At 43.1% G+C, this 12,561-nt stretch carries 13 protein-coding genes; 9 read left to right on the top strand and 4 right to left on the bottom strand.

All coding sequences use genetic code 11. From position 1 onward, the window contains the following. Positions 1-71 precede the first annotated feature (71 nt). Together OSJ91_RS27545 and OSJ91_RS27540 are read right to left on the bottom strand one after the other, a co-directional pair. On the bottom strand, positions 72-743 hold the full coding sequence (locus OSJ91_RS27545; protein WP_413020086.1) for a lysoplasmalogenase: 672 nt from the start codon (positions 741-743) through the stop codon (positions 72-74). A gap of 135 nt (positions 744-878) precedes the next feature. Further along, positions 879-2,147, bottom strand: a complete 1,269-nt coding sequence (locus OSJ91_RS27540) for a dicarboxylate/amino acid:cation symporter (protein WP_137017762.1) — start codon at positions 2,145-2,147, stop codon at positions 879-881. A gap of 166 nt (positions 2,148-2,313) precedes the next feature. Between OSJ91_RS27540 and OSJ91_RS27535 the strand changes: the two genes are divergently transcribed. From OSJ91_RS27535 to OSJ91_RS27525, 3 genes are all read left to right on the top strand, one after another. Beyond that, entirely contained in the window at positions 2,314-3,120 is an 807-nt protein-coding gene (locus tag OSJ91_RS27535; protein ID WP_350300782.1) for an alpha/beta fold hydrolase, read from the top strand. 282 nt (positions 3,121-3,402) lie between these two features. Further along, complete coding sequence (locus OSJ91_RS27530) at positions 3,403-4,158, top strand: threonine/serine exporter family protein (protein ID WP_350300781.1); 756 nt, start codon at positions 3,403-3,405, stop codon at positions 4,156-4,158. Between the two features lie 16 nt (positions 4,159-4,174). Continuing rightward, positions 4,175-4,624 (top strand): threonine/serine exporter family protein, encoded by a 450-nt coding sequence (locus OSJ91_RS27525; protein ID WP_350300780.1) that lies wholly within the window; start codon positions 4,175-4,177, stop codon positions 4,622-4,624. Between the two features lie 106 nt (positions 4,625-4,730). Here the strand turns inward: OSJ91_RS27525 and OSJ91_RS27520 are convergent, their stop codons facing one another. Continuing rightward, positions 4,731-6,269 carry a solute symporter family protein gene (locus OSJ91_RS27520; RefSeq protein WP_485890792.1) on the bottom strand — a complete coding sequence of 513 codons (1,539 nt, stop codon included), beginning with the start codon at positions 6,267-6,269 and terminating at the stop codon, positions 4,731-4,733. A 14-nt stretch (positions 6,270-6,283) separates the two neighbouring features. Continuing rightward, positions 6,284-6,622 (bottom strand): DUF485 domain-containing protein, encoded by a 339-nt coding sequence (locus tag OSJ91_RS27515; RefSeq protein WP_350300778.1) that lies wholly within the window; start codon positions 6,620-6,622, stop codon positions 6,284-6,286. Between the two features lie 370 nt (positions 6,623-6,992). On the opposite strand from OSJ91_RS27515, the gene OSJ91_RS27510 reads away from it, so the two are divergent. The 6 genes from OSJ91_RS27510 (at position 6,993) to OSJ91_RS27485 (ending at position 12,383) form a co-directional block, all read left to right on the top strand. Beyond that, the gene (locus tag OSJ91_RS27510; RefSeq protein ID WP_485890791.1) at positions 6,993-7,928 is read left to right on the top strand and encodes an efflux RND transporter periplasmic adaptor subunit; all 936 of its coding nucleotides are present in this window, start codon (positions 6,993-6,995) and stop codon (positions 7,926-7,928) included. A 1-nt stretch (position 7,929) separates the two neighbouring features. Then, a complete protein-coding gene (locus OSJ91_RS27505) occupies positions 7,930-8,670 on the top strand; it encodes an ABC transporter ATP-binding protein (protein ID WP_350300776.1) in 741 nt (246 codons plus the stop codon). Then, positions 8,597-9,787: an ABC transporter permease gene (locus tag OSJ91_RS27500; protein ID WP_413020083.1), complete on the top strand. Its 1,191-nt coding sequence runs from the start codon at positions 8,597-8,599 to the stop codon at positions 9,785-9,787. Before OSJ91_RS27505 ends, OSJ91_RS27500 begins: the two co-directional genes overlap by 74 nt. Before the next feature lie 110 nt (positions 9,788-9,897). After that, positions 9,898-10,569 (top strand): response regulator transcription factor, encoded by a 672-nt coding sequence (locus tag OSJ91_RS27495; RefSeq protein WP_034316054.1) that lies wholly within the window; start codon positions 9,898-9,900, stop codon positions 10,567-10,569. Between the two features lie 10 nt (positions 10,570-10,579). Continuing rightward, on the top strand, positions 10,580-11,818 hold the full coding sequence (locus OSJ91_RS27490; protein ID WP_350300774.1) for a sensor histidine kinase: 1,239 nt from the start codon (positions 10,580-10,582) through the stop codon (positions 11,816-11,818). A 115-nt stretch (positions 11,819-11,933) separates the two neighbouring features. Continuing rightward, positions 11,934-12,383 carry a hypothetical protein gene (locus OSJ91_RS27485; RefSeq protein ID WP_485890790.1) on the top strand — a complete coding sequence of 150 codons (450 nt, stop codon included), beginning with the start codon at positions 11,934-11,936 and terminating at the stop codon, positions 12,381-12,383. The last annotated feature ends 178 nt before the right edge of the window (positions 12,384-12,561 follow it).

Raw genomic sequence — 12,561 nt, 5'->3', positions numbered from 1 at the left:
CAGTTCAAGCAGAACTGTGAATGCCTTTTTTATAATGAAAATGTTTCATGTGGAACGATTGGACATTAGATTCACTGGATAGGCCGTTCACTTTTCAAACCTTTCGATACATGAAAGGAAGGTTTCCTTCGAATGCTGTTAGCAATGCAAAACTGGGCTGCATAGTAGGTAAGCATGATCAGTGGACCTGAAAAGGCAACATCATCGATAAACTTGTTCCAAGATAAAATGGAGTCGGAAATCATGAAGAGGAGCCCGCCGATGATTGCGGCCGCATTTCCGGTCATAAATGCCGCCCAGCCCATAAGGGAGATGACCGTTACATAACAAATCACAGGTATGATGAGGTTATGTTCACCTTTTTCGATTAACGAATGTACAATTTCACGGCTAATCCAAGTGGAGTAAATGCTAATCGGAAGAATCGTCGCAAATCGGAGCCATGAAAAGTTCCATCGTCCAAAGAATGCCGAAATATAGAAAAGGTGGCCGATCAAGAAGGCGGAAAGCCCGATGACGAACCAAATCAACAAACCATCTCCAAGCATGCAAAAGAATAAACCAAGAAGTATTAAGAATTGGTAACGACCCCGTCTTCCCACATTAGTGCGGACGTAGAGCAAAATCAATAACATGGGGAGTACCTTGAACAGTATTTTGATGATCAAAGGCTCTTCCGGTATAAGAAAAATATAGGATAGTCCCGTGATAAGGATTGCCCCAGGTAAGCATTTCATTAACATTCCATTCCCTCCTTCAATCTTTAATTCTATGCAAGGGGATGGAACCCCTTGTCAATGAAAGAACTGTTTGAAAGAAAGTCGTGAAAATGAAAAAACTGACCCCTGTTTTAACCAGGAGCCAGTCAGTCATAAGAATCATACGGCTGAGTTTTCTTTAACAAAAGCTTGTTTTAACCAGTTTTTCCCCTCAACAAGCCTTGTGACAAGCATGGCACAAACCGTGTTTCCTGTTGAGTTAAGCAATGTAGCGGGAGCATCGATGATCGTGGATATAACGGCAATGATCGGCAGGACTTCAACAGGGAAGCCGAATACACTAAGAATCAGCATTTCCCCAATCATGCCGCCCCCAGGAATGGCACCCATAACAGCTCCAACCAAAAAGGCAACAGCTAGTATACTTAAAATGCTTGAAATGCTTGTCATATCCTTTCCAAATAAGCTGAATAGGAAAACGATTTTCAATACCCCGCCGAATACCGAACCATCTTTATGGGTGTTGGCTCCGAGTGGGATGACAGTCTCTGCTATATCCTTAGGCACGCCCATTTTCTTGACTGATTCCAGATTGACTGGAATGGACGCGGCACTTGAACAAGTGGCGATCGCTGTAATGGATGGTGTCAGGGCATTTTTCCAAAATAGTTTAACTCCATCTTTCCCGCCTGCGATAAAGGCATACAAAGTGAAAAAGCCGAAATAATAAATCAAGGCCAAGACTAGATAAAGAATGAAAGTGCGGGCATAGCCTTCTAAAATCTGCGGCCCAAGCTGCCCGATAATCGCCGCAAAATAAGCACCAAGTCCAATTGGAGCATAGTACATCACGATTTTGACGACCTTCATCATGACAGCTGTACCCGCTGTCAAAAACTCAGTAATCGGTCTTGCTTTCTCACCGACCAGTGCAGTGGAAAGTCCGATTAGTACTGAGAAAACGATAAGCTGAAGCATATTGCTTCTGGAGAACAGTTCTGGGAAATCGGAAACGGTTACAGTGTTGACCAGTTGACTGAAGAAAGATACTTCTTCGATGGTCTCTTCAGGGGAACTGTTTTCCATCAGTTCTTTAATGGCTGTCGTATCTGTGCCTTCCAACGGATTGACAATGGTTGTCCCAATAAATCCAATGACGGCTGCCAAAGCGGCTGTTGTCAGGAATACGAGAACGATACTTCCCATGATTTTTCCGAGACGCTTCATTCCGCTCATATTGGCAATCGCTGAAGCAATGCTGAAAAATACCAATGGCACGATGATCGTGAACATCAGATTTAAGAATAAGTCCCCTAGAGGCTGTATGACCGAGGTTTTATCCCCGAAAACCACACCCGCTATCCCGCCGATAATAATGGCAGTGAGCAGTATTAAAGAGGATCGATAGTTTTTGATAAAACTCTTCATTAAAATTCCGTCCTTTCAGGATGAAGATATCAATAAAAATATACTTCATTATCAACTCTAAAATCAGGTTTGACAATATATTTTTATAGGAAGGAATGTTAAAAGAAGAAATGCAATAAATAATAATGGGGAATGGATGATGAAAATATCAAGAAGGAGGGATAGAATGGCATTTATTGAGGTGGAAGAAGGCGTTCGCTTATTTTATGAAGAAAAGGGCCAGGGGAAACCGATTATCTTTATCCATGGTGTGTGGATGAGCAGCCGGTTTTTTAAAAGGCAGCTTCCGTACTTTTCAGAAAAATATAGAACGATCTTACTTGATTTAAGAAGCCATGGCCAGTCAAATCATGTACATTACGGAAATACGGTCTCCGTTTATGCAAAAGATCTTCATGCGTTCATAGGTGAACTGGGATTAAAGGATGTCATACTTGTAGGCTGGTCGATGGGGGCATTTGTCGTCTGGGAGTATCTTAAGCAATTCGGTGAGGAAAATATTCATTCAACCGTGATTGTGGATGAATTGGCATCTGATTTCAAGTGGCCCGATTTTAATATCGGCGCATTTGATATGGACACGTTGATTGCCTTCATGACTGAAATTCAAACGAATCGTTCCCCATTTTTGCAAAGCTTCCTTGCTTCCATGTTCAACAATGAATTATCGGCAGAGGATGCAAGCTGGATGCTTGGAGAAGTGACCAAAATGCCGGAATCCATCGCCAGTAGCATTCTATTTGACCAATCGATAGTGGACTATCGTGAATTCTTGCCAGAAATCAATATTCCGACACTTCTCTGTTTTGGAAGGCATGAAAAAGTCATTCCTGTAGCTGCAGGGGAACATTTGCATAAAAACATTCCGAATTCCAAACTAGTAATCTTTGAAGATAGCTGCCATTGTCCATTTATGGAAGAAAGCGACTTGTTTAATGAAACAGTGGATTGCTTCATTCAAAAGGGAGTATAGTCGTACAGGATAGGAAAAGGGGGATGCAGTGACCGTTCCTGCACTCCTTTTAATTATGGATATAATTGAATTTTCTTTCAACTAAACGGTTTCGGCAGGAAATAAAGGGAATACTGGTACTAAGGAAGATAGTAGTGAAGGTTAATGGAATTGATAAATTAAATAGCTAATATTTTTATATCCTTTTCACAGGAATTGGGCTATTATGAGGTGGATTTAAATTGGTGTGATCGTTATCTGTTATTTAGAGAAACTCATGCAGGAAGTGATGGAGAGGATAAAATGGATGATCGTTTACCATACAATGAAATTATAGATGTATGTTTACTTGCGGGAAAAATCATGCTTCAGAACGGAGCGGAAACATCAAGGGTGGAAGATACGATGGTTAGGATCGCTGCAGCGTTTGGGTGCGGTGAATCACACAGTTTTTCGACCCCTACAGGAATTATTTTTTCGCTGGATGGTATGCACCCGGCTTCAAAATTAATTAGAGTTTCCCAACGATCTACAGATTTACATAAAGTGACGCTGGTTAATAGTATATCCCGAAGCATTTCCAGCAAGGAAATGACACCGGAGGAAGCATATTTACGGTTAAAGCAAATCGAGAAGGCCGGGATGGGCTATCCCATGTGGGTACAGGTCTTTGCTGCATTTATAGCGAGCGGCTGCTTTTTAATCATGTTTCAAGGACAGTGGAATGATTTCATCTGGTCCTGTATAGCTGGAGCAATGGGATTCTCATGCCTGCTTTATTTGCACTGGTTACTGGAAGTTCGTTTTTTTGCTGAATTCATCGCCTCTTTAGTCGTAGGGTTAGTAGCTATATTCTTTGTCCAGATTGGAGTTGGAAGTCATTTGGACACGATAATCATTGGAGCGGTGATGCCGCTTGTGCCAGGGCTGTTAATTACGAATGCGGCCAGGGATTTAATTGCAGGGCATTTGGTTTCGGGTCTATCCAAGGGTGCGGATGCAGGTTTGACTGCTTTAGCCATTGGGGCAGGAATATCGGCTGCGTTTGTTTTCTTATGATTTTAGGGGAGGAAGAATGATGATTGCACAGCTTATTACAAGTTTCATTGCCTCAGCCGCCTTTGGAGTCATCTTCAATGTACCAAAAAATTCATTGTTTCAATGTGGTTTCGTAGGGATGTTGGGGTGGGTCTTATACTTTGCTTTGGTTGAAAATGAGATAAACAGCATCATTGCAACTTTAGCGGCTGCATTTATCGTTGCGGTTATCAGCCAGTATTTTGCTAAAAGGTATAAAACTCCGATCACGATTTTCAATGTATCGGGAATCATTCCCCTTGTGCCCGGAGGTTTGTCATATGATGCGATGAAGCATTTTGTCGGAAATGATTTCTATGTCGCCGTTCAGCTGGCGGCCAAGGTCTTCATGCTCGCTGGTGCCATTGCGATGGGGCTGATCTTTGCTGAAGTCATGAACCAGTTAGTAACTAAGTACAATAGAAGGAAGTTAAGATTGAGAAGTTAAAGGGAACCTTCCTGATGAATATGTTCTGAATAAAGAGAAAGGAGAGCAGGTCAAACACCCTGATCTCCTTTCTCTTTTAATATTTTAAAATAATAATAAATCTAGCTTATATAGGATCTTTCATCCCAGTGTTAGCCGTGACTAAGATTTCGTCGTATTTTTTGGCATCAGCTTTCTTGCTTGACAGGAGTGTTCCGGCGATGGCTGCGATAAAACCAATCGGGATGGAGATGATGCCTGGATTGGCAAGCGGGAATAATGGCTCCCCAACGAATATTGCCGCTCCCTCTACCGGTGACCAGACATTGGGACTTAGGAACACAAGCAATAAAGAGCTGACCAGTCCAACTATCATGCCCGTGACAGCCCCAGCAGTGTTAAAACGTTTCCAGAATACCGTGAAGACAATGATTGGCAGATTGGCACTGGCAGCGACGGCAAAGGCAAGTGAAACAAGGAAGGCGACATTCATGTTTTGGGCAAATAAGGCAAGGATGATGGAGAGGACGGATACTCCGATGGATGCCCAACGAGCTGCAACGACTTGTTCCTTGTCAGAGGCTTGGCCTTTCCGGATGATGTGGCCATAGAAGTCATGGGCAAAGGCAGATGCTGCCGATAGGACGAGACCTGCTACAACCGCTAAAATGGTTGCGAAAGCAACAGCAGAGACGAAGGCGAACAGGAAGTCACCCCCAATGGCTTCGGCAAGGAGCGGAGCGGCCATATTACCGGCTGCATTCGCGGCTATGATTTTGTCGTATCCAACAAAAGCTGCCGCCCCAAAGCCGAGGAAAATGGTCATTATATAAAAGATGCCAATGATCCACGTGGCATATACTACGGACTTACGGGCTGTGATGGCGTCTTTTACCGTAAAGAAACGGATGAGAATGTGAGGTAGTCCAGCTGTACCGAGTACAAGCGCTAAATTAAGGGATAAAGTATCCAAAGGATCCTTGAATTTGTTACCGGGGTTGAGGAAATCCGCGCCCAAAGGAGTGGCTGTTTTCATTTGCTTGAACATCTCGATCACGCTAAAGTCGAATTTCGCCAACACGATGATGGAGATGATGAATGTACCTGCCATCAATAAAACGGCTTTAACGATTTGGACCCAACTGGTGGCCGTCATACCGCCAAATACGACATATACGGTCATTAAAATACCTACAATGATGACGGAGTAAAGATAATCAATTCCAAGTAAGAGTTTTATAAGGGCACCTGCACCGACTAATTGGGCGATCATATAAAAGGTTGAAATGGAAATGGTGTTAAGAGCAGCAACCCCGCGTACTTTCTTTTCATTGAAACGGGCAGCGATCATGTCCGCCAATGTATACTTGCCAAGGTTACGGAGCGGTTCGGCCACGATATAAAGAACGACCAGATACGCAACCAGAAAACCTATGCTATAGAAAAAACCATCAAATCCAGAGAGTGCGACCATGCCGGCTATCCCCAAAAATGAGGCGGCGGACATATAATCTCCCGCAATGGCCCAGCCATTCTGCCAGCCAGTAAGGCTGCTGTCAGCCGTATAAAAGTCCGCGGTCGTTTTGGTGCGCCGTGAAGCAAAATAGGTAATGACCAATGTTAGTCCGACAATGATTAGAAATAATATAAAAGCAAGTATATTCATTGTGAATTCACCTTTTATCCTTTCGCTTCTTTAACGATTTTTTCTACTAATTGGTCAAATGTCGCAGCTTTTTTGGAATAGAGGATGCATAATGTCCACGTCATGATAAATTGAGCGAAGGCAAAGATCCAGGCCCAGCTGATTGCCCCAAAAGCAATTGAGTTAAGAACTTTAGAATAGGAAGTTAGTATGGGTAGGGTGAAATAAAAGACCATGAAAAAAATGGATAGCGGGACGATGAAATTGCGTTTTTTCCTTAAGAGCTCTTGAAAAGATTGTGATTGGACGATCTTGGTGTAGTCCGTGGAAGCGCTTGCCTCGGTTTCCTTAGCGATTGAATCGTTTGATGCCAAGTTGGTTCCCCCTTCATCATCATTGATTTGGTTTTCATTACCAATTTCCGATAACAGTATCAGTATATATTTTTCAGAATATATTGTAAATTTAAATGCTGAAAATAAAGCATTTTTCGTTCGACACCAAAGGACGAGTAATTAAGCGGAAGGCCGGATTATCCGCAACGAAGGCCGAATAATGACACGGAAGGTCGGATTATCCGCGACGAAGGTCGAATATTCCACGACGAAGGCCGAATAATTAAGCGACAGGCCGGATTATCCGCGGCAAAGGCAAAGGGTTTACAACTTAACGAGCCATTAAGGAAAAGTTAAGCTTCTTTCACGATACTGGTTTCAATGAAGGAAATCTGAAAGGAGAAAAGTGATGAAAAAGTTGATAATGATAGGTACGGTTTTAGTGCTGGCGATTGGGGGATGCGTTTGGTTTTTCATGAAGGACAATGCTGAGCCTGTAATTGCAAAGTCGGTGACGGCTACAGTTGAAAAGGGAGATCTTGAAGTTCAAATAAGCGGTTCCGGATCGGTCGCCGCAATCAATAGTGAGGACATCACTTCCTCGGTAACGGATGAAGTGGATGAAGTCCTTGTAGCGAAGAATGAATTGGTGGAGAAAGGTGATGAACTCATTACCTTCACGGATGGAAGTGACCCGATAACGGCACCATTCGATGGCACCGTGACAACATTGGATGTAGAAGAAGGAGATCGTGTATCAAGCAGTGAAGTGGTGGCACATGTTACGGATTATAAAAAATTGAAAACCACGATCAGCGTTGATGAATTGGATGTTCCGAGCGTTAAAAAAGGACAAACGGTTGAAATTATAGCCAGTGCTTTTGAAGATGAAACGTATACGGGGGAAGTGACCAGTGTAGCAAAGGAAGGTACATATGAGAATGGAGTTTCTTCGTTCGATGTCACTATCAAAATTGACAAACCCGGCGATATAAAAATTGGGATGTCGACTGAAGTGAGCATTTTGACGAATAGTGTAAAAGATGCTTTATATGTTCCGATTGAAGCAGTCCAAATGGACGGTGAAGAGAAATATGTGAATATACAACAATCCGGTACAACTGAAGGAACAGCCAGTACAAAAAAAGTGGTTGAGACTGGAATCAGCAATGATAGGTATATTGAAATAACTTCGGGTCTTGAAGAGGGCCAGTTTGTTTCCTTGCCCATTACCATCAATGAAAGCTCCACTGGCAGTGACGGCGAAGGAATGAGGGGAGGCCAAGGAGGCGAGATAAGAATGCAGAGCGGCAGCGGAATGCCGAGTGGCAAGGGAGGTCAGTAAAATGGCGAAACCCATCATAAAAATTAAGAACATGTCTAAATCATATGAATTAGGCGGTGAAACGGTTAAGGCCCTTCAAGATGTCTGTCTTACAATCGAGAAAGGCGATTTCATTTCGATCATCGGACCTTCTGGATCAGGGAAATCGACGTTCATGAATATGATTGGCTGTCTTGACAAGCCTGACATAGGTGAATATCTTCTTGATGGTAAAGAAGTGGAAAAGATGAAGGATAATGAGCTGGCTGCCATTCGTAATATTAAAATAGGATTTATCTTTCAAAATTTCAACCTGTTGGCAAAACTGACAGCGTTGGAGAATGTCGAACTTCCCCTGGTTTATAGAGGGGCAAGCGTGAAGGAAAGAAGGGAAGTGGCCAATGCGTGCCTTGATATGGTGGGCCTTGTTGACCGGAAGAATCATCTGCCGACCCAACTGTCGGGTGGACAGCAGCAAAGAGTTGCGATTGCAAGGGCACTTGCCGGTAATCCCCCCGTTTTATTGGCGGATGAGCCGACGGGGGCGCTGGATAGTAAAACGAGTAAAGAAGTGCTGCAGATGCTGAAGGAATTGAATGAAAAGGGACAAACAATCATTCTTATAACCCATGACTTGGAAGTTGCTAAAGAAGCGACCCGTGTCGTCCGGATACAGGATGGTCAGCTATTTGAAAACGGAGGTGATTGGATTGAACCTGAGCGAATCAATGAAGATGGCTATACGCAGTATCAAAACCAATAAAGTCAGAGCATTTTTAACCATGCTTGGGATCATTATTGGAGTTGCTTCCGTAATCGTCCTGGTTTCGATTGGGCAGGGCTCCTCTCAGTCCGTTCAGGATGAGATCAATAGCCTGGGAACGAACCTGATAACGGTAAGTGTCACGGATACCGACTCCGTGGAGCTGACGGATGATACAATTGAACAGTTTAAAGAGCTGAGCGGGATTTCGGAAGTGGCGCCTGTGGTCACTGGACGCGTTTATGCTAAGAACGGAGAAGCTACGGCACAGGTTTCAATGACCGGTGCAACTTCATCCTACTTATCAGTCAGGGATTTGGAGCTCAGTCAAGGCCGGTTTTTGACGGATATGGAAACGGAATTACGCTCCAAGGTAGTTGTCCTGGGGTCAGATACAGCCACCACGCTTTTTGAAAATCAAAAACCCCTGGACCAGAACGTGCTTATCGGCGGTGTTTCCTATCGCGTGATCGGTGTCCTGAAATCGGTGGGCACCTCAATGGGATCGAGCGGGGATGATGTAATCATTGCACCGATCACCACTGCCGAAAGGGCTACAGGCAGCACGACAATCGGAACCGTTTATTTAAAAGCGGAGAACGAGAATATCATGGATAGGACGATGTACCAGGTACAAGGTGCAATGACCACATCATTCCCAGAACAGAGTGATAACTATTCGGTGTCCAATCAAGAAGATCTGATGGATACAATGAGCTCTGTATCGGATACGTTCACACTCATGCTTGGCGGTATTGCCAGTATTTCGTTACTGGTAGGCGGAATCGGGATCATGAATATCATGTTGGTTTCCGTCTCAGAGAGGACGAAGGAAATCGGGATCAGAAAAGCAATTGGGGCAAATCGGAAATCGATTCTTCTTCAGTTTTTAATTGAAGCGATGGTCCTGAGCTGCTTCGGGGGATTGTTGGGGGTTGGAATTGGCTTGGGAATCGCAAAATTGATTTCAGCTTTTTCAAGTTTAACGATCAGTTATTCATGGTCGGTGACATTGTTTGCCTTCTTATTCTCCATTTTAATCGGGATAATGTTTGGCGTATTTCCAGCCAATAAGGCATCCAAATTAAATCCAATTCAAGCATTGCGTCACGAATGAACATACAATTTGAGAGAAAGCAGGCGATTAAAAGCCCGCTTTCTTTTGCATATGAAAAAGGATAAAATCAACATATATATCACAATTGAAGCGGTTGGGAGGTACCCTGAATGAAGGTTTTGGTGGTAGAAGATAATGTTTCATTATTAGAATCGATCCGACAGATTCTGACGGATGAATATGAAGTCGATACAGCGGATAATGGGGAAGATGGGCTATTCATGGCTCAGCAAAGTATATACGATATCATCATTTTGGATGTAATGCTTCCGGGAATCGATGGGTTTGAAATCGTACGGAAAATCAGGGAAGCAAAAATCGATACAAGTGTCTTGTTTTTGACAGCAAAAGATGCACTTGAGGATCGTGTCAGAGGATTGGAAATGGGTGGCGATGATTATTTAGTCAAGCCGTTCCAGGCACCGGAACTTAAGGCAAGGATTCGTGCCCTCCTTCGAAGGAGCGGCATAATATCGCTTGAGCAGCATGTGAAATACCGTAATATTGAACTGTTGGAAAAAGAAAAGGATATTTTGGTTGATGGAAAGGTCATTAAAATGACCTTGAAACAGTTTGAATTACTGGAATACCTAATTCAAAATAATGGGAAAATATTGACCCGTGAGCAGATTTTCGACCGCATTTGGGGGTTTGATTCAGATACGACAATTGCCATTGTGGAAGTGTTCATCCATCACCTTAGAAAAAAATTGGAACCTTTCAATTATCATAAAGATATTCAAACCGTTCGGGGTATTGGTTATATGCTAAAACAACCATAAGGGGATCATCATGTTCCAAAAAACACGACTTCAACTAACATTATTGAATTCTATCGTCTTTATTGTCTTAATAGCCATATTAAGCAGAACGATTTATTTCTATACGGAAAATCAGATCTATAAGGATGTCAATGATTCACTTATAAAGGATTACAGGGATTTCAATAATGGCGGCATGCCAGGCGGACGTCCGCAAGGTGAATTTCTCTTAGGACCGGGACCGAGCGTCATCGTTTGGGGACCGGATGATACGATCATTGAGCCAAGACTGAGTGTAGACCATTTTTTTAAGGTCAATGAACAACAATTTTTCCCTAAAAATTTTGATGAGATTGAAGAAATATCGGTGAATGGATACACGTATCGGGCCCTTTCGACCAAGGTCGATACGGGGTATGGTGAGATGGCCGTACAATTCATCAAGAATGTCGATACAGAAAAAGAAATGCTCGATCGTTTGCTGCTCATATTGTTTGTTGGCGGAGGAATTGGAAGTCTAGTGGCGGTAGGCGCAGGCTATCTTCTGGCAGGACGGGCCCTGATCCCGGTCAAGAAATCCTGGGATCAGCAGCAGCAGTTTGTCTCGGATGCTTCACATGAAATTCGAACGCCGCTTGCTGTCATTCAATCGCGGGCTGATTTGCTATTTCAATCACCGAACGCGACAATCGAGGAAAAAGCCGTTGATATATCCATCATTTCGAAAGAAGTCCGGAGATTGAATAAGCTTGTTAACGGACTTTTGACCTTGACCAGAACGGATTCGAATCAAATGGAGGTTAAGAAATCGAACTTTTTCCTTGATGACTTACTTATGGATATCGTGGAACAGTATGCGGATATAGCTTCTTTTCAAGAAAAATCAATCATTAGCCATGCTCCCGAACAGGTAGTGTTTCATGGTGATAAAGAGAGAATTCATCAGCTATTGGTGATCTTGGTGGATAATGCCATGAAATTCACCGAGGAAGGCGGGGAAATTTCCCTATCCTGCATCAAGAATGCTTCATCCATCATTCTTACTGTAGAAGATAATGGAATAGGCATTCCACAGGAAGAACTCCCCTTGATTTTTAACCGTTTTTATCAAGTGGAGCAATCCCGCTCGGCTAATGAAGGCTCTGGCTTAGGTCTATCCATTGCCAAATGGATTGTAAACACACATCAAGGGAACATCAAGGTTACAAGTGAACAGAATGAACGGACCCGTTTTGAAATCACTTTTCCGAGAAATCAAAGGAAAAATTAGATGCCATCCAATACGAAAAAGACCCTTACTTTCTTCCTTGCTGCTTAAGGAAATATTAAGGGTCTTTTTAGATAATCATCTTATAAATACATTTATTTTTGGAGGGGAATCATTGATGAAAAGACTTGGTAGGTTACACTTTTTGGTTGGAATATTGGCTTCGGTCCTTTTAATGGTCCAAGCAGTCACCGGGATCATGATGTATGTGGATGGCAGCGGCAATGAACCCATGAATCGACAGGCGGTGATGGGCCAGCCTGCCGAACGCACCACAACAGAATCGGATACTGAAGAATCGGCTAATAGCGGTACGGCGACAGATGAATCATCTACGGAAACGGCAACTAATGATACGCAGGGCACTCCACAAGGGGGGCCTAATGGTTCCGGGACTCCAGGGGAGATGCCAAGTGGTGGCGGTTTCCAAGGCAGAGACTCTTTAGCTGGGAAATTCATCGACTTTTATCAAGGGGCAGGTGGCTTGACCGCTTCCATCATCATCTTTGTAATTGGAGGCGCTGGATTAGCGACAACGGTGATATCCAGAAAAACAGTTGCTAAATAGTCGATACTATTTGAGGAAAGAGAAGGTTCCTTTCGAAGGGGAGCCTTCTTTTTTAATTCACGAAACCCATTATTGTCACTAATTGTTATTTCAAAAAGGAAAATAATAATTGCACTTAAAAAAATATTAGTTTAATATAGACTTCTGGAGAGGTACGTACATGTATTTTGGATGAAAG

This window comes from Bacillus sp. T-10(2022), from assembly GCF_056502895.1.
Note: the sequence above shows the minus strand (reverse complement) of the source record. Positions and strands in the feature narration are given on the sequence as shown.

Bases quoted from the DNA above. Each gene is read 5' to 3' on its own strand.
- OSJ91_RS27545 (WP_413020086.1), bottom strand. From the start codon at position 743: ATGTTAATGAAATGCTTACCTGGGGCAATCCTTATCACGGGACTATCC.
- OSJ91_RS27540 (WP_137017762.1), bottom strand. From the start codon at position 2,147: ATGAAGAGTTTTATCAAAAACTATCGATCCTCTTTAATACTGCTCACT.
- OSJ91_RS27535 (WP_350300782.1), top strand. From the start codon at position 2,314: ATGGCATTTATTGAGGTGGAAGAAGGCGTTCGCTTATTTTATGAAGAA.
- OSJ91_RS27530 (WP_350300781.1), top strand. From the start codon at position 3,403: ATGGATGATCGTTTACCATACAATGAAATTATAGATGTATGTTTACTT.
- OSJ91_RS27525 (WP_350300780.1), top strand. From the start codon at position 4,175: ATGATGATTGCACAGCTTATTACAAGTTTCATTGCCTCAGCCGCCTTT.
- OSJ91_RS27520 (WP_485890792.1), bottom strand. From the start codon at position 6,269: ATGAATATACTTGCTTTTATATTATTTCTAATCATTGTCGGACTAACA.
- OSJ91_RS27510 (WP_485890791.1), top strand. From the start codon at position 6,993: ATGAAAAAGTTGATAATGATAGGTACGGTTTTAGTGCTGGCGATTGGG.
- OSJ91_RS27505 (WP_350300776.1), top strand. From the start codon at position 7,930: ATGGCGAAACCCATCATAAAAATTAAGAACATGTCTAAATCATATGAA.
- OSJ91_RS27495 (WP_034316054.1), top strand. From the start codon at position 9,898: ATGAAGGTTTTGGTGGTAGAAGATAATGTTTCATTATTAGAATCGATC.
- OSJ91_RS27490 (WP_350300774.1), top strand. From the start codon at position 10,580: ATGTTCCAAAAAACACGACTTCAACTAACATTATTGAATTCTATCGTC.
- OSJ91_RS27485 (WP_485890790.1), top strand. From the start codon at position 11,934: ATGAAAAGACTTGGTAGGTTACACTTTTTGGTTGGAATATTGGCTTCG.